This window comes from Sphingorhabdus sp. EL138 (assembly GCF_945882965.1).
Lineage (GTDB): Bacteria > Pseudomonadota > Alphaproteobacteria > Sphingomonadales > Sphingomonadaceae > Sphingorhabdus_B.
In genome coordinates this window covers 1-19,213 of sequence record NZ_CAMCWY010000013.1, presented here as the reverse complement: position 1 = coordinate 19,213, position 19,213 = coordinate 1, and the positions used below count along the sequence as shown (strand labels likewise).

Here is a 19,213-nt window from a genome sequence, read left to right as displayed (position 1 = left end):
CCCCGTTGCGGATGATGGCAGGTCATGACCTCCCCAAGCCATATTTAGCGTGCGCCGGCCTCGACCAGCTTGCTTTTCACCTGCACCCATGAACTGGCGTCCAACTTCGCGCCATTCAGCAGGAAGAATGGCGTGCCAGAAACCTTGTCTTCCTTCGTGCCGCGCTCGGTTGTTTTGATCAGGCCGTCAATCGCGGCCTTGTCAGATAAGCAGGCTTTGGCTTGATCTTCGCTAATGCCACGCGACTTCACAAATTCGATCAGCCCCATTTTGGTGCCAAGCAAAGTTGAGATTTGTTCAGGCGACATTTTCTGCATCGCCTGTTGGTCCGCTTCGGTCACGCTGCTGATTTTACTGAGCCATGACGCCTGTTCGGCATAGAGCTGGTCAGTCAGGGGGAAGAATGCCTCCGGACCGCTGCATTGTGCCAAAAGAAAGCCGGGAATGTCCTGAATACCATGGACCAAGAATGGACGGAACTCCATCGACACGGTGCCGTCATTAACCAGCTTGTGCAATTCCTCGGTCGACTGCACCGAAAACTGCGCACAGCCCGGGCACGAAATCGCGCCATATTCGACCAGCTTCAATTTTGCATTGGGGTTACCCATTTGATAGCCACCAATTTCGGTTTTGGTGACGACATCTACCCACGCCTTATCCGCAGGGGCGGCAACCTTGGCAAGCGGCTCTCCTTTTGGTGCGCCAGCGGTATCTGCTCCGCCACAAGCAGCGAGGGCCATGGCGGCGGCAGTTGTCAAAATGAATGTCTTGATACGCATGTGATATCCTTCTGTCTGGCCTTTTTGTCGGGGATGTCGGTTTACTTCATGGCCGCCTGTAATTCGGCAGCATTATGGACATGGTCTTGCAAAACGCCGTTCACTATGAATGATGGCGTGCCACGCACGCCAAGCGCGGATCCTGCTTCTGTCATACCCACTACAATATTAAACGCAGCCTTATCGGCCAAGCAGATTTTTGCCTGTACTGGCGTGATTCCGCGTTGTTGCATGATCGGGCCAAGGCCGATTTCGTCAAAGGTGCCGACCATGAACCCAGTATAATCCTGCGCCTTTAATTTGTCGCGCGTGGCGGCGCTGATTTTATTGGTGTTGCCAGACCAGATCGCCTGAGTCGCGAGCAAATGCCGCTGATTACCGAAGAATTTTGCCTTACCGCCGCAGCGCGCCAACATGGCAGCAGTCAGATCGACCGGATTGAGCACCATGTTACGGATTTCGAGGCTGGCCTTGCCGGTGGCTACAAATTGCGCCTTGAATGCAGGCGATTCCTTCACTTCAAAGTCTGCACAATGCCCGCATGTGTAGCTTAAATATTCGACCACTTTGTTTGGCGCAGCCGGGTTGCCGAGGATATGCGCGCCCTTGTCCGTCACCGTCACGGTCGACAGCCATTTGCTTGGTGCAGGCGCGGCAATGAGCGCGGTCGAGAGCGTCAGTGCGCCCACCAAAATTGCGCCTAGATATTTTTTCATATGCGACATACCGATGGACCTCATGCTTTGAACTTTATCTTGCGCATCTGGTATTACTTGCCGCCTTTGGCAAGGCTTTTTGCGAGGCTTTCGAGGACGGCAAAAAGCTCCGGATCGCCAATTTCACGCAAGGATTCACCCAATTCCATTGGTACAGGTTTCAACATGGGCGCGGCGGTTGGTTGGCGGACTTTCGGCTTGGCGACGGGGCCTTGGCGGACTTTGACTCGCGCCACGGCCCCATAACCGAAAAAGCGGTTCACGCGGTCAATGATTTCGGGAAGCACATGCTGAATCATCGTGGCGTGCGCGCCCTCCACCGTGAGTTCAAGTGTGCCGTCGGATTTCTTGCCAATTGGAAAGCGGATTGCCTCAGGCGCGGAGACAGCGGCATAGCGCGCGCCAACAATCTCGTCCCAACGGCTCACGACAGAGCTTTGCACGAAGCCGAATTTCCGAAACGCGGCACGGCCGATGTCGGGCATAAGCGACGACACAGATTTCGCCTCACCACCACGCGGGCGCTGAAATGTTTTGGGCGTCAGCGCCTTTTTGGTGCCTTTTGGCGGTGGTGGTGACTTGCCTTTGTCCATCCCGTCATTCATGCCATTTTTCATGCCAGCCGTCCAACAAGCCTTCTATAAATCTGGGGATATCGCGCAGGCCTTGCTTACGCATTATAACGCGCATGCACGGACCCTGCCTTGGCGCACGCCGCCGGGTCAGGGATTTGCCAACCCCTATCATGTCTGGCTGTCGGAAATCATGTTGCAGCAGACGACGGTCGCGGCGGTGGGTTCCTATTTCCAAAAATTCACGCAAACATGGCCGGACTTTGAGGCTTTGGCGGCGGCGCAGGATGCAGATGTCATGGCGGCATGGGCGGGTCTTGGCTATTATGCCCGCGCGCGCAATTTGCTGAAATGCGCGCGGGTGGTTGTGGCGGAGTATGCAGGTCGCTTGCCGCAGACCGAGGCGGCGTTGCTGAAACTGCCCGGCATTGGTCCCTATACCGCCGCTGCCATCGCTGCGATTGCGTTCGGGCAACGGGCGGTGGTGGTGGATGCCAATGTCGAGCGGGTCGTGTCGCGGCTATTTGCGGTCTCCACGCCGCTGCCGCAGTCAAAGCCGCTGATTCGCGCAGCGACGGATGGCATCACGCCCGACACCCATTCTGGCGACTTTGCGCAAGCGATGATGGATTTAGGGGCGGGCATATGTTCGGTGCGCGCGCCGTCTTGTCTGCTTTGCCCTGTTGCCTTTGCCTGCGATGCCACGCGTTTGGGCAATCCGGAGGTCTATCCCGCCAAAACGCCCAAGGCCGCCAAGCCGCAACGGACCGGGCGCGCCTACTGGATTGAGCGGGATGGACATGTCTGGTTGGTGCGCCGCGACGACAAGGGCCTTTTGGCAGGGATGCGCGCTTTACCCGATGATCAATGGACCGCACGATTGGATGGCGATGCGATCCCCCCTGTCCCTGCCAACTGGCAAAAATTGCCCGTGAATGTGTCGCATGTTTTTACCCATTTTTCGCTTCTTCTCGACATTGCCGTTACGTCATGGCCCATGGACGCTGACGACCCCGGCGATGGCGTCTGGTGGCCATTAAAATCGCTCGACAAGGCCGGTCTGCCAACCCTATTCAGAAAAGCAGCAGAGGCGGTTTTGAACGCAGGGGAGCGAGTATGAATATGCAGGATAGTGGTCAGGCCATGATTGGTCGACGCGGGTTTTTGACATGGGGCGGCCAATTGGCAGCAGCAGGTGCCATAAGCGCATTTGCGCCTGCGCGCGCTTGGGCACAGGCGGCCGATTTGTATCCGACCATCCGGACGCAGTTTGAAAGCTATGTCTCTTCGGGCAAGCTCCCCGGTGTTCTTGCTACCATTGGTCGTGCAGCCGGAATGCCCGATGTTGTCGCCGTTGGCACGCAAGGGCTGGGCGAAACGACGCCTGTGAATATCGACACATTGTGGCGCATTTATTCGATGACAAAGCCTGTCACCGGCATTGCCGCGATGATCCTGGTGGATGAAGGCAAGATGAAGCTGGATCAGCCGATTGCCGATTTCCTGCCAGAATTTGCCAATATGACTGTGCTGACCGATCCGGACAACAGCCTGGATGCGGTGCCAGCCAAGACGCAGATTACCCTGCGCCATTTGCTGACCCATACCGCCGGTCTGGGCTACTCAATTATCACAAAGGGACCATTGCTGCAGGCCTATCTGGACAATGGTATCACGCCGGGCATCGTCAGCCGCTTTCCTATTCCCGGTCAGGCAGCAAGCGCGCCGACCCCAGATATCAAGACATTTTCCGAACGGCTGGCCAAGCTGCCATTGGTTGCCGAGCCGGGCACAAAATGGATCTATTCTATTTCGCTCGATTTGCTTGGCCGTGTGATTGAAGTGGCAAGCGGTATGGATTTTGAGGCGTTTTTGAAGGCGCGCATTTTTGAACCGTTGAAAATGACCAGCAGCTATTTCCAAGTGCCCAAGTCGGAAACCAAGCGCTTCGTGTCCAATTACGCGCCGGTTAATGGCGTCTTGTTCCCAATCGATCCGGCAACGACCAGCATTTACCTCGATAAGTCGCCCTTTGCCTTTGGCGGCGCTGGCATGGTGACTTCGGCGCGCGATTATGACCGTTTCCTCAATATGCTCGCTAATCATGGTGAGTTGGATGGCGTCCGCGTGATGTCGACCGCGACCGCAAAACTTGCCATGTCCGATTTACTGCCATCGGCGGTTTCAACCGACGGCACCTATGCCGACGGCGCTGGCTTTGGCGCGGGTGGCCGGGTTGGCAAGGGCATGAATGCAGGCGTGTTCGGCTGGGGCGGCGCGGCTGGAACGGTGGCTTTTGTCGACCCCAGAAGCAAGCTACGCGCCGTGTGCATGGCGCAATATATGCCAAGCAGTGCCTATCCGTTCCATCAAGACTTCGCCAAATGGGTCCTGAAGGACCTTGGTTTTCCAGCCTGAACCGGTGCATGATCTGATGATGGCTCCAGGTTTTACGGGTTCACCGCTCGACCGCGCTGACCGCGTGCGCAATGATGCAGAGGCTTATGGCCTGCTGCTGGGGGACTGGCGGGCGCGGCTGTTGGGGCTTGACGGGCTTGACCCGCGGGTCAGCGATGCAGGCGGCCTGCACTGGCATTCCTTGGCCGAACTGGACGGTTCGGAAGAGCTCATCCTGCTTGGCCTGTCCGATGGCAAGCCGCATTTTGTGGCGTTGGTTGATGCAACCGGCGATGCGTTACGTTCGCCTGCCATCTGGCGCGCCTTATCCATGCTACCCGCTGAGGACGCCGCAATCTATGGCACGGCGCGTAGCCTGATCGAATGGCATAATGGGCATCGTTTCTGCGGACGCTGCGGCGCAGCGACGGTGCTGTTCCGCGCTGGCTGGGGCCGCAAATGCGGCACTTGCGAAAAGGAACATTATCCGCGCACTGACCCTGTGGTCATCATGCTCGCCGAATTTGAAGGCAAGGCACTGGTCGGACGGCAATCCCGCTTCCCGCCGGGCAATTATTCGGCGCTGGCGGGCTTTTTGGAACCCGGCGAATGCATTGAAGAGGCCGTCCGCCGTGAAATCCATGAAGAGGCCGGCGTGACCTGCGGCGCGGTGCGTTATGTGACCAGCCAGCCTTGGCCCTTTGGCGGGTCGCAGTTGATGATTGCCTGCACCGCCGATGCGTTGGGCGACGTACTCACGCTCGACACGGACGAGATTGAAGATGCGATGTGGGTGACGAAGGATGAGGCGATTGCCGCATTGGCAGGGTACACCGACCGCCGCTTCAACGCGCCGCCGCCCTTTGCCATCGCGCATAGCCTGCTGCGCCATTGGGTGTCGCAGTGAACCCCAACGCGGTTCCATTGCGCATCGACATCGTCTCGGATGTGGTCTGCCCCTGGTGCATCATTGGCCTGAAGCAAGTGGAGCAGGCGCTCACGCTCGTTGGCCAAGACATTGCCGCCGAAACCTGCTGGCATCCGTTCGAACTTAACCCGAATATGCCGCCCGAAGGCGAAGATACCGCAGAGCATATCGCGCGCAAATATGGCAGCACGCCCGAACAAAGCCGCTCCAACCGGAACAGGCTGTCGGACATCGGCAACAATGTCGGCTTTGCGTTCAATTATGGCGACGGCATGCGCATTTATAACACCTTCAACGCGCATAAATTGCTGACCATTTTTGGCAGTGAACGCGGATGGCGCGCGCAGACCGCGTTGAAAATGGCGTTGTTCACGGCCTATTTTCAGGACCGCCGCGATATCAGCGACACCGACGTTTTGTGCGATACCGCCGAAGCGCAGGGCATGGACCGCGATGTGGCCCTGGCATGGATCAACGATGCCGCGCTCACGACCAGCGTGCGGGCAGAAATGGCGCATTGGACCGACCAGAATATCACTGGCGTTCCTGTGATCATCTTCGACCAAAAATATATGGTCCCCGGCGCCCAAAGCGTCGAGACCTTCGCCGATGTGATTAACAAGGTCTTGGCGAAGCGGGCAGCGGCTTAAACCAACCCCATCTTCATCAGGTCGTTCAGCATCTTCGGCGACATTTCGTCGCGGCCGTCGGTTTCGATTGAGTCGAGATCTGGCGGGGCGTTGGCTTCTTCGAGATAGCGCCAGCCCTGATGCGCGCGCTTGGGTGTGGAGCGGACGGTGATGAGCTGGGGCTGAATGCGGATCCAATGCCGACCAGCGCCATTTTCCATAAAGCCGATAATCGGGCTTCTGCCGATGATCGTGTGCGTGTGAATCCAATAGAGCGAACCACCCGCCATTTCTGCGACACGCTTGGGCAAATAGCGGGTGGTAATCCGCACTTCGCCGTCTTGGGCATAAGCGGCAAGCCGTTCCCGCAAATGCTGCGGGCTTTGCGCGCCAAAGGCGATTTTGGTCATATTCAAGGGCATAAGGGTTATTTGGGAACTGCGCGGTTAACCGGCAAGGCCGCTGAACACTGCGAGGCCCAGAAAGATGAGGAAGCCCATAGAATCGGTTATCATCGTCACAAAGATCGAGCTTGAAACCGCAGGGTCCTGATCCAGCCGGTCCAGCACTACTGGAATGGCAACGCCGGACAATCCAGCAAGCGAAATGTTGCACAATATCGCGACCGCAATGACGCTACCCAGCAGCCAGTTGCCAAAAATCACGCCCGCACCCACACCTGCGATCACTGCGATCGTTGCGCCAATAAGCAAGGCGACCCGGATCTCGCGCCAAATCGAGCGCATAGTGTTGGATTGGGTCAACTGATTGGTGGCCAGCGCGCGCACCGTCACGGCCAATGTCTGCGTGCCTGCATTGCCGCCGATGGATGCAACGATGGGCATCAGAACCGCCAGCGCAACCATCGTTTCAATCGCCGCGCCAAATTGCGCAATGATGAAACTTGCGACCATCGCCGTGCCCAGATTGGCAATCAGCCAGCGCACGCGCGCCTTGTAGCTTTCCGAAATGGGCTCGTTAATGTCGCCTTCGCCTGCACCCGACAGCCGCAGGATATCTTCGTCGGCTTCTTCCTGAACAATGTGGACGATGTCATCGGCGGTGATGACCCCCACCAACCGGCCAGAACCATCGACAACAGCGGCGGAAATGAGCGCATATTTCTGAAAGCGTAATGCGACCTCTTCCTGATCCATATCGACCGGGATGAGCGTTTGTTCATGCATCATGATTTCGCTGACCGGAACCTTGCGCTGGCTGCGCATGATCCAGCTCAATTTGCATGTGCCAACGGGCCTATGCTGCGGATCGACGACAAAGATTTCCCAAAACTCTGAGGTCAGATCTTGATGGTCACGCAGATAATCGATGAGCTGACCAACGGTCATATGTTCCGGCACCGCGACCAGCTCGCGCTGCATGATGCGGCCAGCGGATTCGTCGGGATAAGACAGCGCATCTTCAATGACTGCGCGGTCTTCGGGGTCCAATTCGGCCAAAACGGCGCGCTGGTCCGCCGCCTCCATATCCTCGATAATCGCAACCGCGTCATCGGTATCCAACTGTCTGGCAAGTCCCGCCACTTGTGACGCGGGCAGGGCATCAATAATGTCTTCGCGGACATAGTCGTTGACCTCGGCCAACACCTCGGCGCTCATAAGGTCGCCAAGGCTAATGGCGAGTACGCCGCGCCGTTCGGATGGCGTCAGTTCAAGAAGGTCGGCAATGTCGGCTTCGTGCAGGGGTTCGACAAGCCGGTAAACTTCGTCGAGATTGCCGTCCTCGACCGCATCGAGAACGCGGTCGACATAATCGCGCGTCAGGCGATTGTCTTCGTCCAGCGTTTCCATGATTTCGGTGTCAATGATGGCCGGGTTGGCGATGTCGCTGGTCAATTGCGTGCCTCCCGTGTTTCCATCTGAGACGTTATAGTAAGAATCCGTCCCTCCTACGCAGGCGGCGTCAAAAAGCAATGATTTTGGCTTTGCACCATTGGTATCCATCCCCTAGGGCGGCCATCATCCATTTTAAAAGCCTGAAGGAATATCAATATGGCCGATGAAACACTTACCCTTTCGCTCGATAGCGGCGACGTTGTTATCAAGCTGCGTCCTGACCTTGCCCCTAACCACGTAGCCCGCATCACTGAACTTGCTGGTGAAGGTTTTTACGACGGCGTGAAGTTCCACCGCGTCATCCCCGGCTTCATGGCGCAGGGCGGCTGCCCCAATGGCACCGGCATGGGCGGTTCGCCGAAGCCAAATCTGAAGCAGGAATTTAACGCGGAACCACATGTGCGCGGCGTATGTTCCATGGCGCGGACCAATGATCCCAATACCGCCAACAGCCAGTTTTTCATCTGCTTTGACGATGCCAGCTTCTTGGACCGTCAATACACCGTCTGGGGCCAAGTGATCAGCGGCATGGAGCATGTTGACGCTTTGCCAAAGGGTGAGCCACCTGCGAACCCCGGCGTAATCCGCAAGGCGAAGGTCGCTTGATAGGCAAACATATAAGCAAAAACGCGCGGGAGGCCTATTGGCTTCCCGCGCGTTTTATGTGGTTACAAATCAAGCAGTGATTATTGGCTGCCGCTCTGTGTGGGCTCTGGCGGACGCATCGCTGCCATAGCGGTTTTCAGTTCTTCCATTGAAATCTTTTCGTCCTTATCGGCATCGACATTCGCAAAATATTGAACCAACGGGCCTTGCGCCTCGTCTCTGGCAATGAAGCCGTCCTTATTGGCGTCCATGAATGCGACAATCTGCTCTGGCTGTGGTCCGCTACCGCTTGGTGGGGCCGGCGGTGCATCTTGCGCCATGACGGCGGTTGAAAGCAGGAGTGCCGATAAGACGGCGAATGACTTTAGCATGAATGATCCTTTGAACTATGGAATGTCGTTGATATTCAGCGCAAGCTGAACACGCCCTTTACTACCGTAAAACAGTGGCCTGACAACCAAACTTTGTCGCCCTCCAATTGGCAGCCTAAATACCCGCCGCGCGCCGATGCCTGATAGGCGGTGAAGCTGTCGCGGCCAAGCACCGATGCCCAATATGGCGCGATCACCGCATGGGCGCTGCCCGTGACGCTGTCTTCATCAATGCCCGCACCGGGGACGAATACGCGGCTGACGATGTCGGTGTCGTCGCCGCGCGCGGTGGCGGTGAAGCTGTCATCGCCCAACGTCGCGAGCGCCTTCATATCGGGCTTAAGCGCCAATATCTCGGCAGCGGTCGCATAGACGAACATATTATAGCTGTCGGGGTTGCTGCGCATCGACAAAGGTGTGCCACCCATCGCGGCCATCATCTCCGGATTGTCGACTTCTTCGGTCGGAATGGCGGGTAGCGCGACAGCATATCCATCGCCTTCGCGGCGGACTTCCAAAATCCCGGCTTTGCGCGTGCGCAACTTTACGCGGTCAAGCGTAGGGTTTTGGCTCAAAATGATATGCCCGCTTGCCAATGTCGCATGGCCGCAAAGGCGAATTTCCACCTCAGGCGTAAACCAGCGCAGTTCATAATCCGCCGCGCCCGTTGCGTCTGGCACATAAAAGGCGGTTTCGGCGAAATTATTCTCCTCCGCAATCGCCTGAAGCACGGCGTCATCCAAATATTCCGAAAGCGGCATCACGGCGGCCTGATTGCCGGTGAAGCAGCGGTCCGCAAACGCATCTACGTGATAATAAGGCAGTTCAATCGTCATGTTGCTCGGCACGCTGTATCGTTTCTGACGGGATATAGCCCATCTCGTCCTTATGGCCTTCGGGGTCAGGGTGAATCAAGACTTCGACGCCCGGAAATTCGTCCATCAACGCTTGTTCCAACTCGTCCATGATATCATGGGCTGCCGCAACCGTCATATTTGGGTCAACCCATGCATGGAATTGGCAGAAATCATGCGCGCCGCTGGAACGGGTGCGTATGTCATGAATACCGCGCAATTCAGGATGGCGCAGCGCGACTTCAATGAAACGCTGACGTTTCTCCTCCGGCCACTCGCGGTCCAGCAACTGGTCAAGCGCCAAGCGCGCCGCGCGATAGGCGCCCCACAACAACCAAGCGGCAATTGCAATTCCAAATGCAGGATCGGCCCCCCGCACATTCAGCATGCTGTCGAGCACAATCGCAACGATCACCGCCAAATTGAGCAAAAGGTCGCTTTGATAATGCACATGGTCGGCTTGAATCGCGACTGACCCGGTTTTGCGGACCACGTGCCGTTGATAGGCCAACAATCCCAAGGTTGCGACGATGGCAATGACCGAAACGCCAATGCCATATTCGGGATGCGCGGTCTGTTCCTGCGCGCCTAAGCGCATAATGGCGCGCCATGCTATCAATATCGCTGATACGATGATCAATATCACCTGAAACAGCGCAGACAGCGCCTCTGCCTTGCCATGGCCGAACCGGTGGTCATCATCAGCGGGCATGGCGGCATAACGGACGCTGAACAGGGTTAGCAAGGATGCCAAAACATCAAAGCCTGTGTCCGCCAATGAGGCCAGCAACGCAACCGACCCGGTTTCGGTTGCCGCAAAAATCTTCAGCGCCAGCAGAAACAGAGCTACCGATACGCTGGCTATGGCCGCGCGCTTTGTTAAATCACCATGCGCATATTGATGGTGATTATGCCCCAGGCTCATCGCGGTAACATCATGGGTAGAGCATACCACTTGTCCAGCCGTCGCCATCGCGTTGATACAGCCAGCGTTCGTGCAGGCGGAATTCACGGTCCTGCCAGAATTCGATACGTTTTGGGTTCACCATCCAGCCGGACCAATGTGGGGGGCGAGAGACGTCTTGGCCGTCAAAGCGCGCCTCCACCTCGGCAAAGCGCGCTTCAAACGTGGCGCGGTCGGCAAGCGGGCGCGACTGGTCCGACGCCCATGCGCCAAGCTGAGAATTGCGTGAGCGCGTGGCAAAATAGGAATCGGCGGTCGCGTCGTCGACGGGATTGGCCGCACCCTCAATACGAATTTGCCGCCGCAAAGATTTCCAGTGAAATAGCAAAGCGACCTGCGCATTGTCGGACAATTGCGTGGCCTTGCGGCTTTCAAAATTGGTGTAGAATACAAATCCGCCATGTGTGCCAAGGTCGCGGCCATGGCCTTTTAACAGGACCATGCGCACCGAAGGCTGCCCATCTGCGCCTGTGGTCGCCAATGCCATTGCGTTGGAGTCATTGACTTCGGTGGTGCGCGCTTCGGCAAACCATGCGTCGAACAGGCTAAAGGGATCAGGTCTTTCCATAATCCACCGATAGGCTAGACTGATGCGGGTTAAAAGGGGCTAGACGATAAAATGAACTGGGACATGATATTTGGGATCGCCAATGCATGGGCGTTGCTTGGCTGGGTGATACTGGCGCTTGCGCCGAAACGCGCGATTATTGCTCCTTTAGTGTTTTTTGCAGGCGCGGTCTTGCTCGCGTGCCTTTATGCGGGCCTCATCATCCCGTTGATGGCAGGTCTGATTTCGGACGGTGGACCCGTGGGACGCCCGCCAGCGGACCTTACCACTTTGGCCGGCATGATGGCGTTGTTTGACTCGCCCGGCGGCGCAACGATTGGCTGGATACATTATTTGGCCTTTGATCTGTTCGTCGGCATCTGGATCGCGCGTAACGCAGACGCGCATAAAATATCCCGCTGGCTTCAGGCCCCGATATTGTTTTTTACCCTGATGGCGGGACCGATTGGCTTGCTGCTCTATCTTCTGCTACGCCAGATAAAGGGCGAAAAACCCAATAATTCCGTGCTTCCAAGTTGACTCCCGGCGCTGTAATACCAATGTAAGACGCTTGGCAGAGTAACAGGGACAAGAATGGCAGATCCTTATTCCATATTAGGTGTGTCCAAGGGGGCAGACAACAAGGCGATCAAGGTCGCCTATCGCAAGCTGGCGAAGGAATTGCACCCCGACAAGAACAAGGACAATCCGAAGGCGTCGGACCGGTTCAGCGAAGTGACGCAGGCCTATGACCTATTGTCCGACCCCAAAAAACGCGGTCAATATGATCGTGCTGAGATTGATGAAAACGGGCAGCCACGCTTTGCGGGCAATCCTTTTGGCGGCGGTGGCGGCCCTGGCCAAGGTGGTCCGGCGGGTGGCAATTTCGACTTCGGCAGTGGCGGCATTGACTTGGGCGATATATTTGATGGTCTATTTGGTGGCGCAGGTGGTGCACGCCCCGGTGCTGGACCCAGCCCACGTCCGCAGCAAGCGCCGCCGCCCAAGGGCGCGAACATTGCCTATGCGCATTTGGTGTCGTTCACAGACGTCGCCACGCTTGCGCCACAACGCATCACCCTAAGTGATGGCAAGACGGTGGAATTCAAACTGCCCGCTGGCATGGTTGCGGGACAGCAAATCCGTATTCCGGGCAAAGGACAGCTTGGCCCCGGCGGCCATGGCGACGCGATGGTGACGCTCCAGATTGGGAAGCATCCGCATTTGGTGCGTGATGGCGATAACATCCGCATCGACCTGCCGATTTCGTTGAAAGAGGCGGTGGCAGGCGGCAAAGTCAAAGTGCCAACGGTGGATGGCGCAGTCATGTTGACCGTGCCGCCGCGCACCAATTCTGGCGCTGTCCTGCGAATCAAGGGACGCGGCTTTACCGGCAAGACCGGCGCGCGGGGTGATCAACTTGTGACGTTGATGATCCATCTGCCGACGGACCCGGCGGAACTTGCGCAGATAAGTGACATTCTGTCGGACAGCCCTGTCCGGGAGAATATGCGTGTCTGAAATTTCGCCTCTGTCACCGGAGGCGCGGGCGCACTTTCCGGCGACAACGCATCCCAATGAAAGCGAAGCCACATGGTTTTCGCGGCTTGGCCTTCCGGGTCAGGTCATTGAGGTGATCAAGCGCGTTGGCGTTGGCGTTTATAGCGATGGCTTCATTCACGCGGGCAATTTTGCCTATCTGTCGTTGCTGTCGTTATTCGCCTTTTGCGTCGTGGCGGCGGCGATCGCCGGGGCATTTGGCCAAACCGAATCTGGCCTCGCGTTAATCGACGCATTTTTTAAAACGGTACCGCCAAGCGTCGCTAGCGCCCTTCAAGAACCTATCCAGTCCGCCATGACCGCACGCTCGGGACCGTTATTGTGGTTCAGTGCGGGTGTCAGCCTTTGGACGGCGGCAAGCCTTATCGAAACCTTTCGCGACGTTTTGCATCGCGCTTATGGCGCAACACCACGGCGTGCGTTCTGGCATTACCGGTTGGGCTCGCTAGGTGCGATTATTGCTTCGGTCGTGCTGGCGATGGTCGCGTTTTCCGCGCAGGTGATGGTCACTGCGGCGGAGGATTTGGTTTATCGGTTCATCCCCACGGCGCAGACGGTGGCGAGCTACTTCGCATGGGGCCGCATCATTCCCTTTGTCACTTTGTTTGCCGCAATTTACGTCATTTTCGCAGGGCTGACGCCGTCCAAATATCGCTCTTCGGATTTTCCAAAATGGCCCGGGTCGGCCCTTGTGAGCATTTGGTGGCTTGGGTTAACCGCGTTGCTGCCCATGATCTTATCCAGTGTGAGCAACTATGACCTTGCTTACGGCAGTCTGGCAGGGGTGATGCTGGCTCTGATTTTCTTTTACCTGATTGGCCTTGGCTTGGTAACAGGGGCGCAGTTAAACGCGGCGCTGGCCAACGCACATGAAAATGGACTAAGGCAAGGCAAAGTAAATATAGCTGACGAATGAGGATATTATGACCGGATTGATGGCGGCCAAACGCGGGCTGATTATGGGGCTTGCCAATGACAAATCGCTTGCATGGGGTATCGCACAGCGGTTGCATGCCGAAGGTGCTGAACTGGCCTTCAGCTATCAGGGTGCAGTCATGGAGAAACGCGTCCGGCCGTTGGCGGCGCAACTTGATTGTGATTTCCTGATCGACTGCGACGTTGCGGACATGGCCAATCTCGACCGCGCGTTTGAAACGCTGGCTGAGAAATGGCCAACTATCGACTTCGTTGTGCACGCCATTGGTTTCACCAATAAAGAGGCGTTGCGCGGCAAGTATTTTGAGGTCGGTTTGGAAGACTTCCTGATGACCATGAACATCAGCGTTTACAGCTTTACCGCTGTCGCCAAGCGTGCCGCCGCGATGATGAAGCCGCTCGATCCCGAAACGGGCGAAGGTGGCGGATCGCTGCTGACGCTGAGCTATTATGGCGCGGAAAAGGTTATGCCGCATTATAACGTCATGGGCGTGGCAAAGGCTGCATTGGAAACATCGGTCAAATATCTGGCCAATGACGTGGGGCCGCAGGGCATTCGCGTCAACGCCATTTCGGCTGGCCCCATCAAGACGCTGGCGGCATCGGGCATTGGCGATTTCCGTTATATATTGAAATGGAATGAGCTGAACACGCCGCTGCGCCGTAATGTCACGATTGATGATGTCGGTTCCTCGGCGCTGTATTTCCTGTCCGATCTTGCCGCAGGGGTGACGGGCGAAATCCACCATGTTGACGCAGGCTACCACACCGTCGGCATGAAGCAGGAGGATGCTCCTGATATTGCTATCTCCTAATGTTCGAGGGGCATAGCGTTTGGCGCATATGAAGAAAACGGAAACAGCAAATGAGCTTTAATACCTTTGGCCGCGTCTTCCGTTTTTCGACATGGGGCGAATCGCATGGTCCGGCGCTGGGCGCGTTGGTCGATGGCTGTCCCCCGGGCCTTGCTTTGTCTGAGGCGGATATTCAGCCATTTTTGGACCAACGGCGTCCCGGCACGTCGCGCTTCACCACGCAGCGGCAGGAACCCGATGCGGTGCGTATCTTGTCCGGCGTATTTGAAGGCCGGACGACAGGTACGCCGATTTCGCTGATGATCGAAAATGTGGATCAACGGTCAAAGGATTATTCCGACGTGGCCAAGGCCTATCGTCCCGGCCATGCCGATTACAGCTATGACGCCAAATACGGCTTTCGTGACTATCGCGGCGGTGGCCGGTCCAGCGCGCGTGAAACGGCCGCGCGCGTGGCAGCAGGCGCAGTCGCGCGCGCCGTCATACCTGATGTGGGCATCATGGCCTATGTTGCCGAAATCGGCGGCGATGCGATTAATCGCGATAATTTTGAAGCGTCACAGATTGATAAAAACCCGTTCTTTTGTCCGGATGAAGTTGCGGCGGGTCGTTGGGAAAAATTGGTCGATGAAGCGCGCAAGGCTGGATCCTCGCTGGGCGCAGTCATCGAATGCGTTGCCATGGGCGTTCCCCCCGGCTGGGGCGCGCCGCTTTATGCAAAGCTCGATAGCGAGCTTGCGTCGGCCATGATGAGCATCAACGCGGTAAAAGGCGTGGAGATTGGCGCAGGTTTTGGCGCAGCGCGTTTGCGCGGTGAGGAAAATGCTGACCGGATGCGGCCAGCCACCGAAGGGTCAAACCACCCGGAATTTCTTGCGAATAATGCAGGCGGAATCGCGGGCGGCATTTCGACTGGGCAACCTATTTTGGTGCGCGTCGCGTTCAAACCGACATCTTCCATCCTTACGCCCGTTGAAACCGTCACACGCGATGGCAACGCCACCGACATCGTCACCAAGGGCCGCCACGACCCTTGCGTGGGTATCAGGGGCACGCCCGTGGTCGCGGCAATGATGGCGCTGGTGCTGGCGGATCAAAAGCTGCTGCACCGGGCGCAGTGCGGATAAAAGCGGATTACGTAACAGCGCGCTCAATGCGTTCTATCGTCCACGGCTCTTGCGCAGCGGCGGCATAATATTTTTCCATCCATGGATGCGCCATGATGGCATCGGCATAAGCTTGGGCAAAGCCGGGAAGCGTAAAGCCGTAGGTCACAAAGCGCGTGACCACCGGCGCGAGCATGATGTCGGCCGCGCTGAACGTGCCGAACAGATATGGCCCATCCTTGCCAAAGCGTGACCGCGCCTCTGCCCAGTTTTGCAATATGCGGACCGCGTCGGCGCGGGTTTCTTCGGACAATGTTACGTCAGTGAAGGTCTTGCGCGTGTTCATCGGGCATTCGCGGCGCAAGGACATGTAGCCCGAATGCATTTCGGCAGCCATCGACCGCGCCATGCCGCGCGCGACCGCGTCCTTGGGCCAATAACGGTCACGCCCGACCTTGTCGGCGAGATAATCGATGATCGCAAGGCTGTCCCAAACCACCGCCTCACCATCCCACAAGATCGGCACTTTGCCCGACGATGGCGCAAGGTCTGCTCCGCGTTTGCGTTGTTCCCAGTCCGGCGTAAACAACGGAACAATGACCTCTGCAAAATGCAGGCCGGATTGCTTGGCCGCGAGCCAGCCGCGCAGCGACCAGCTTGAATAGGCCTTGTTGCCAATGATCAGTTTTAAGGTCATGAAAGCATTAATGGCGGCTGTTTGAGATTGTGTCGAGGGGGCAGAACAGCAAAGCCTGTTAAGAGGCCACGGCTTCCAACACCGCAGTTCGTAGGTCTTCAATCCCGCCGCGCTTTTCGGCGGAGGTCACCGATAGGTCAGGATAAGCCGCAACATGCTTGCGCAGCTTTGCCATCGTGTCGGTTTCAACCGCGGCCAAGTCGCTGGCCTTGATCTTGTCGGTCTTGGTCAGCACGATACGGTAACTGATTGCGGCACTATCGAGCATCGACATGATGTCATGATCGACATCTTTAATGCCGTGGCGGCTATCGATCAGGACGAACACCCGTTTCAATACCACGCGGCCACGCAGATAATCGTTAATCAGGTAAAGCCATTGCTGCACGGTCTTGATCGGTGCTTTGGCGTAACCATAGCCCGGCATATCCACGATGCGAAATGTCGCAGGGTCGCCCACGTCGAAGAAGTTCAATTCCTGCGTGCGGCCCGGCGTATTTGACGCGCGCGCCAGATTGTTGCGGTTAACAAGCGCGTTAATAAGGCTCGACTTGCCGACATTGGACCGACCCGCAAAGGCGATTTCCGGCACCGTTGGTTCGGGCAGAAATTCAAGTTTCGGCGCGGATTTCAGGAAGCTGATTGGTCCTGAAAAAATCTTAGTCGTCGTTTCGGTCACGCCTTGGCATTCGCTTTTGCCTGCGCCTTATCTTCGGCATCGCGCGCCATTTGTTCACGCAAGACAGGGTGGCGCGAATATAGCCATTTTTGCTGGGCAATCGAAACGAGGTTTGACATCACCCAATAGAGCTGAAGACCAGCGGCAAATGGGGCCATGATGAACATCAGGAACCATGGCATCACCGCAAAGACCTGCTTTTGCACATCGTCCATTGGCTGCGGATTGAGCTTCTGCATCAACCACATTGTCACGCCGAGTAGGATCGGCAGAACACCGATGGCGATGAAGGCTGGCAAGATGATGCCAGTGCCAAGCAGATCGAACAGCAACTGCGCCGAGGGATCGGGTGCGGACAAATCCTGAAGCCACAATATAAATGGCTGGTGCCGCATTTCAATCGACAACAAGAGAATCTTATACAGCGCAAAGAAGATCGGAATTTGCAGCAAAACGGGAAGGCAGCCCGCGAGCGGATTCACTTTCTCTTCCTTATACAAAGCCATCATTTCCTGCTGCAGACGCGGCTTGTCGTCTTTCCAGCGTTCTTGCAGCGCCTTGAGCTTAGGTTGCACTGCACGCATTTGCGCCATTGAAGCAAATTGCTTTTGCGCGACCGGATACATGAACCCGCGGACAATGATGGTCAGCCCGATAATCGCAAAGCCAAAGTTACCGAGTAGGCCAAACAGCCAATTGAGTATCCAGAAGAACGGAATGGCGATGAACCAGAACCAGCCCCAGTCAATGGCATAATCCAGATACGGAATGCCCAAATCTTGCGAATAAGCGGCGAGGACAGCCATTTCCTTGGCGCCGGCAAACAGACGTGAATTGCTGTCATATGCCGCGCCTGCGGCAACGCTGGTATAACGCGTTGGGATGACTTGCGCTTGATACACATCGCCGCTCGCGCGGAACTTGGCCGAGACAGGCGTTTTTTGATCTGGAATCAGCGCGCCGAGCCAATATTTGTCGGTAAAGCCCAGCCAGCCGCCTGTGCTGGTGAACGCAGCCTCGCCTTTGTTTTCGGTAACATCGACATAGCCCCAGTCATAATTGGGCTGGTCATCAAAGACGCCCATCGGGCCGATGTGGATGTGCGTGAATATCGAGCCACCCGACGTCGCGTCGGCGGGCTTACCGGTGCGGCTGAGCAATGCGAAGTTGGCGATTTCGGCGGGGGCTGTGCTTCCATTGGTGAAGCGCTGCTTTGCCGTAATCATGAAATTGTCATCAATCGACAGTGCGATTTCAAATTTCTGACTTTGGGCATTGGTCCAGCTTAAGGTCACGGGCGTGGATGGCGTCAGCTTAGTACCGCTGGGTGTCCACACGGTCTTGTCGTCTGGCGCTATGATGCCTGTGCCCGCCCAGCCGAAGCGCGCGAAATAGGCGTTTTGGGTACCAGATGGCGCAAAAAGGCGAACGGGAGCCGAATCCTTGGCCAACTCCGTACGGTGGGTCAGCAACACGAGGTCGTCGATTTTCGCGCCCTCAAGATTGATCGAGCCTTTCAGCTTTGGCGTTTCGACCATGATGCGTGCCGAAGATTGCAGGGCAGTGCCGAGTGGAATGGCCTGAACCTTGGCGGGGGCGGCTTCGACCTGAATTTCGGACGTTGCGCTGCCTGCTGGCGTCGCGGAAGATGCTGTAGTGCTGGCGACTGGAGGAGGTGTAGGGAAGAAATAGCTGGCGACATAGGGCCAACCGAACAGGATGAGGCCCGTCAGCAATACTGCAAATATCAGGTTGCGTTTATCGTCCACGTCTAAAATTCCCCGTTAATCCGTAAATGGAGCGTCATGGCACGGGATCATATCCGTGCCCACCCCAAGGTTGGCAGCGCAATAGCCGTTTGATGGCCAGCCAGCCACCCTTAATTGCGCCATATTTTTGTAGCGCAGTAATCGCATAAGCCGAACAGCTTGGGCTATATCTGCACGTTGGCGGCAAGATGCGCGATGGGCCGATCTGCCACGCCCGCGCAACAAGGATGAAGAGCTTGGCGATCATGTCATCGATCCCATCGCAAGTCGAAGGCGCGAATTCGGCTTATCGTCCGTCAACCGCATAACTTCCCCAACGCCTTAACCATATCCGCGCGCAATTCGCCAAAGTCCCGCTCGATCCCGCTATCGCGGCCAATGAGGATATGATCGGCGCCAGCCTTGCCATTTTGTCCGAGCATTTCCTGT

23 protein-coding genes are annotated in these 19,213 nt (G+C 56.8%); 10 read left to right on the top strand and 13 right to left on the bottom strand.

Annotated elements, in window-relative coordinates; translation table 11 throughout:
* Nucleotides 1-44: 44 nt before the first annotated feature.
* From Q0N43_RS07235 to Q0N43_RS07225, 3 genes are read right to left on the bottom strand one after another with little or no spacing between them, the layout of a single operon-like run.
* Nucleotides 45-782, bottom strand: a complete 738-nt coding sequence (locus Q0N43_RS07235) for a thioredoxin domain-containing protein (RefSeq protein WP_295444624.1) — start codon at nucleotides 780-782, stop codon at nucleotides 45-47.
* Nucleotides 783-823: 41 nt separating this feature from the next.
* Nucleotides 824-1,498, bottom strand: coding sequence for a thioredoxin domain-containing protein (locus Q0N43_RS07230; RefSeq protein ID WP_295444621.1), 675 nt, complete (start codon nucleotides 1,496-1,498; stop codon nucleotides 824-826).
* A gap of 53 nt (nucleotides 1,499-1,551) precedes the next feature.
* Nucleotides 1,552-2,091: a DciA family protein gene (locus tag Q0N43_RS07225; protein ID WP_295444790.1), complete on the bottom strand. Its 540-nt coding sequence runs from the start codon at nucleotides 2,089-2,091 to the stop codon at nucleotides 1,552-1,554.
* A gap of 22 nt (nucleotides 2,092-2,113) precedes the next feature.
* On the opposite strand from Q0N43_RS07225, the gene Q0N43_RS07220 reads away from it, so the two are divergent.
* The 4 genes from Q0N43_RS07220 to Q0N43_RS07205 are packed head-to-tail and all read left to right on the top strand — an operon-like array spanning nucleotide 2,114 to nucleotide 6,045.
* Nucleotides 2,114-3,190, top strand: coding sequence for an A/G-specific adenine glycosylase (locus tag Q0N43_RS07220; protein WP_295444618.1), 1,077 nt, complete (start codon nucleotides 2,114-2,116; stop codon nucleotides 3,188-3,190).
* The gene (locus Q0N43_RS07215; protein WP_295444615.1) at nucleotides 3,187-4,488 is read left to right on the top strand and encodes a serine hydrolase domain-containing protein; all 1,302 of its coding nucleotides are present in this window, start codon (nucleotides 3,187-3,189) and stop codon (nucleotides 4,486-4,488) included. Before Q0N43_RS07220 ends, Q0N43_RS07215 begins: the two co-directional genes overlap by 4 nt.
* Nucleotides 4,472-5,374 carry an NAD(+) diphosphatase gene (gene nudC / locus Q0N43_RS07210; protein ID WP_366845951.1) on the top strand — a complete coding sequence of 301 codons (903 nt, stop codon included), beginning with the start codon at nucleotides 4,472-4,474 and terminating at the stop codon, nucleotides 5,372-5,374. Before Q0N43_RS07215 ends, nudC begins: the two co-directional genes overlap by 17 nt.
* On the top strand, nucleotides 5,371-6,045 hold the full coding sequence (locus Q0N43_RS07205) for a DsbA family oxidoreductase (RefSeq protein ID WP_295444611.1): 675 nt from the start codon (nucleotides 5,371-5,373) through the stop codon (nucleotides 6,043-6,045). The genes nudC and Q0N43_RS07205 overlap by 4 nt, the downstream gene beginning before the upstream one ends.
* Here Q0N43_RS07205 and Q0N43_RS07200 read toward each other — a convergent pair.
* Together Q0N43_RS07200 and mgtE are read right to left on the bottom strand one after the other, a co-directional pair.
* A complete protein-coding gene (locus tag Q0N43_RS07200; protein ID WP_295444608.1) occupies nucleotides 6,042-6,446 on the bottom strand; it encodes a DUF1489 domain-containing protein in 405 nt (134 codons plus the stop codon). The two genes, Q0N43_RS07205 and Q0N43_RS07200, sit on opposite strands and share 4 nt — an antisense overlap.
* A gap of 24 nt (nucleotides 6,447-6,470) precedes the next feature.
* Nucleotides 6,471-7,835 carry a magnesium transporter gene (gene mgtE / locus Q0N43_RS07195; RefSeq protein WP_295444784.1) on the bottom strand — a complete coding sequence of 455 codons (1,365 nt, stop codon included), beginning with the start codon at nucleotides 7,833-7,835 and terminating at the stop codon, nucleotides 6,471-6,473.
* A 201-nt stretch (nucleotides 7,836-8,036) separates the two neighbouring features.
* Here mgtE and Q0N43_RS07190 point away from each other — a divergent pair, with 201 nt between their 5' ends.
* Nucleotides 8,037-8,486 carry a peptidylprolyl isomerase gene (locus tag Q0N43_RS07190; RefSeq protein WP_295444605.1) on the top strand — a complete coding sequence of 150 codons (450 nt, stop codon included), beginning with the start codon at nucleotides 8,037-8,039 and terminating at the stop codon, nucleotides 8,484-8,486.
* Between the two features lie 80 nt (nucleotides 8,487-8,566).
* On the opposite strand, the gene Q0N43_RS07185 is transcribed toward Q0N43_RS07190, so the two are convergent.
* The 4 genes from Q0N43_RS07185 to pdxH are packed head-to-tail and all read right to left on the bottom strand — an operon-like array spanning nucleotide 8,567 to nucleotide 11,243.
* The gene (locus Q0N43_RS07185; protein WP_295444583.1) at nucleotides 8,567-8,857 is read right to left on the bottom strand and encodes a hypothetical protein; all 291 of its coding nucleotides are present in this window, start codon (nucleotides 8,855-8,857) and stop codon (nucleotides 8,567-8,569) included.
* A 35-nt stretch (nucleotides 8,858-8,892) separates the two neighbouring features.
* Nucleotides 8,893-9,693 (bottom strand): PhzF family phenazine biosynthesis protein, encoded by an 801-nt coding sequence (locus Q0N43_RS07180; protein WP_295444580.1) that lies wholly within the window; start codon nucleotides 9,691-9,693, stop codon nucleotides 8,893-8,895.
* A complete protein-coding gene (locus Q0N43_RS07175) occupies nucleotides 9,683-10,636 on the bottom strand; it encodes a cation diffusion facilitator family transporter (RefSeq protein ID WP_295444781.1) in 954 nt (317 codons plus the stop codon). The genes Q0N43_RS07180 and Q0N43_RS07175 overlap by 11 nt, the downstream gene beginning before the upstream one ends.
* A gap of 10 nt (nucleotides 10,637-10,646) precedes the next feature.
* Nucleotides 10,647-11,243: a pyridoxamine 5'-phosphate oxidase gene (gene pdxH, locus Q0N43_RS07170; RefSeq protein ID WP_295444577.1), complete on the bottom strand. Its 597-nt coding sequence runs from the start codon at nucleotides 11,241-11,243 to the stop codon at nucleotides 10,647-10,649.
* A gap of 63 nt (nucleotides 11,244-11,306) precedes the next feature.
* Here pdxH and Q0N43_RS07165 point away from each other — a divergent pair, with 63 nt between their 5' ends.
* The 5 genes from Q0N43_RS07165 to aroC are packed head-to-tail and all read left to right on the top strand — an operon-like array spanning nucleotide 11,307 to nucleotide 15,660.
* The gene (locus Q0N43_RS07165) at nucleotides 11,307-11,762 is read left to right on the top strand and encodes an ABA4-like family protein (RefSeq protein ID WP_295444574.1); all 456 of its coding nucleotides are present in this window, start codon (nucleotides 11,307-11,309) and stop codon (nucleotides 11,760-11,762) included.
* A gap of 54 nt (nucleotides 11,763-11,816) precedes the next feature.
* Complete coding sequence (locus tag Q0N43_RS07160) at nucleotides 11,817-12,743, top strand: DnaJ C-terminal domain-containing protein (RefSeq protein ID WP_295444572.1); 927 nt, start codon at nucleotides 11,817-11,819, stop codon at nucleotides 12,741-12,743.
* Nucleotides 12,736-13,698: a YihY/virulence factor BrkB family protein gene (locus Q0N43_RS07155; RefSeq protein ID WP_295444569.1), complete on the top strand. Its 963-nt coding sequence runs from the start codon at nucleotides 12,736-12,738 to the stop codon at nucleotides 13,696-13,698. Before Q0N43_RS07160 ends, Q0N43_RS07155 begins: the two co-directional genes overlap by 8 nt.
* A gap of 7 nt (nucleotides 13,699-13,705) precedes the next feature.
* A complete protein-coding gene (gene fabI, locus Q0N43_RS07150; protein ID WP_295444566.1) occupies nucleotides 13,706-14,533 on the top strand; it encodes an enoyl-ACP reductase FabI in 828 nt (275 codons plus the stop codon).
* 50 nt (nucleotides 14,534-14,583) lie between these two features.
* Entirely contained in the window at nucleotides 14,584-15,660 is a 1,077-nt protein-coding gene (gene aroC, locus Q0N43_RS07145; protein WP_295444563.1) for a chorismate synthase, read from the top strand.
* Between the two features lie 7 nt (nucleotides 15,661-15,667).
* Here the strand turns inward: aroC and Q0N43_RS07140 are convergent, their stop codons facing one another.
* From Q0N43_RS07140 to yidD, 4 genes are read right to left on the bottom strand one after another with little or no spacing between them, the layout of a single operon-like run.
* A complete protein-coding gene (locus Q0N43_RS07140; protein ID WP_295444560.1) occupies nucleotides 15,668-16,336 on the bottom strand; it encodes a glutathione S-transferase family protein in 669 nt (222 codons plus the stop codon).
* A 58-nt stretch (nucleotides 16,337-16,394) separates the two neighbouring features.
* Nucleotides 16,395-17,015, bottom strand: coding sequence for a ribosome biogenesis GTP-binding protein YihA/YsxC (gene yihA, locus Q0N43_RS07135; RefSeq protein WP_295444557.1), 621 nt, complete (start codon nucleotides 17,013-17,015; stop codon nucleotides 16,395-16,397).
* Complete coding sequence (gene yidC, locus Q0N43_RS07130; RefSeq protein ID WP_295444555.1) at nucleotides 17,012-18,784, bottom strand: membrane protein insertase YidC; 1,773 nt, start codon at nucleotides 18,782-18,784, stop codon at nucleotides 17,012-17,014. Before yidC ends, yihA begins: the two co-directional genes overlap by 4 nt.
* A 34-nt stretch (nucleotides 18,785-18,818) precedes the next feature.
* A complete protein-coding gene (gene yidD, locus Q0N43_RS07125) occupies nucleotides 18,819-19,031 on the bottom strand; it encodes a membrane protein insertion efficiency factor YidD (RefSeq protein ID WP_125230636.1) in 213 nt (70 codons plus the stop codon).
* Nucleotides 19,032-19,213 lie beyond the last annotated feature (182 nt).

Coding starts and splice junctions, on each gene's coding strand:
- mgtE (WP_295444784.1), bottom strand. CDS start 7,835: ATGGAAACGCTGGACGAAGACAATCGCCTGACGCGCGATTATGTCGAC.
- Q0N43_RS07200 (WP_295444608.1), bottom strand. CDS start 6,446: ATGCCCTTGAATATGACCAAAATCGCCTTTGGCGCGCAAAGCCCGCAG.
- Q0N43_RS07160 (WP_295444572.1), top strand. CDS start 11,817: ATGGCAGATCCTTATTCCATATTAGGTGTGTCCAAGGGGGCAGACAAC.
- Q0N43_RS07165 (WP_295444574.1), top strand. CDS start 11,307: ATGATATTTGGGATCGCCAATGCATGGGCGTTGCTTGGCTGGGTGATA.
- Q0N43_RS07225 (WP_295444790.1), bottom strand. CDS start 2,091: ATGGACAAAGGCAAGTCACCACCACCGCCAAAAGGCACCAAAAAGGCG.
- yidD (WP_125230636.1), bottom strand. CDS start 19,031: ATGATCGCCAAGCTCTTCATCCTTGTTGCGCGGGCGTGGCAGATCGGC.
- Q0N43_RS07220 (WP_295444618.1), top strand. CDS start 2,114: ATGCCAGCCGTCCAACAAGCCTTCTATAAATCTGGGGATATCGCGCAG.
- fabI (WP_295444566.1), top strand. CDS start 13,706: ATGACCGGATTGATGGCGGCCAAACGCGGGCTGATTATGGGGCTTGCC.
- Q0N43_RS07185 (WP_295444583.1), bottom strand. CDS start 8,857: ATGCTAAAGTCATTCGCCGTCTTATCGGCACTCCTGCTTTCAACCGCC.
- Q0N43_RS07180 (WP_295444580.1), bottom strand. CDS start 9,693: ATGACGATTGAACTGCCTTATTATCACGTAGATGCGTTTGCGGACCGC.
- Q0N43_RS07235 (WP_295444624.1), bottom strand. CDS start 782: ATGCGTATCAAGACATTCATTTTGACAACTGCCGCCGCCATGGCCCTC.
- Q0N43_RS07175 (WP_295444781.1), bottom strand. CDS start 10,636: ATGAGCCTGGGGCATAATCACCATCAATATGCGCATGGTGATTTAACA.
- Q0N43_RS07190 (WP_295444605.1), top strand. CDS start 8,037: ATGGCCGATGAAACACTTACCCTTTCGCTCGATAGCGGCGACGTTGTT.
- Q0N43_RS07230 (WP_295444621.1), bottom strand. CDS start 1,498: ATGAAAAAATATCTAGGCGCAATTTTGGTGGGCGCACTGACGCTCTCG.
- aroC (WP_295444563.1), top strand. CDS start 14,584: ATGAGCTTTAATACCTTTGGCCGCGTCTTCCGTTTTTCGACATGGGGC.
- pdxH (WP_295444577.1), bottom strand. CDS start 11,243: ATGGAAAGACCTGATCCCTTTAGCCTGTTCGACGCATGGTTTGCCGAA.
- Q0N43_RS07140 (WP_295444560.1), bottom strand. CDS start 16,336: ATGACCTTAAAACTGATCATTGGCAACAAGGCCTATTCAAGCTGGTCG.
- Q0N43_RS07215 (WP_295444615.1), top strand. CDS start 3,187: ATGAATATGCAGGATAGTGGTCAGGCCATGATTGGTCGACGCGGGTTT.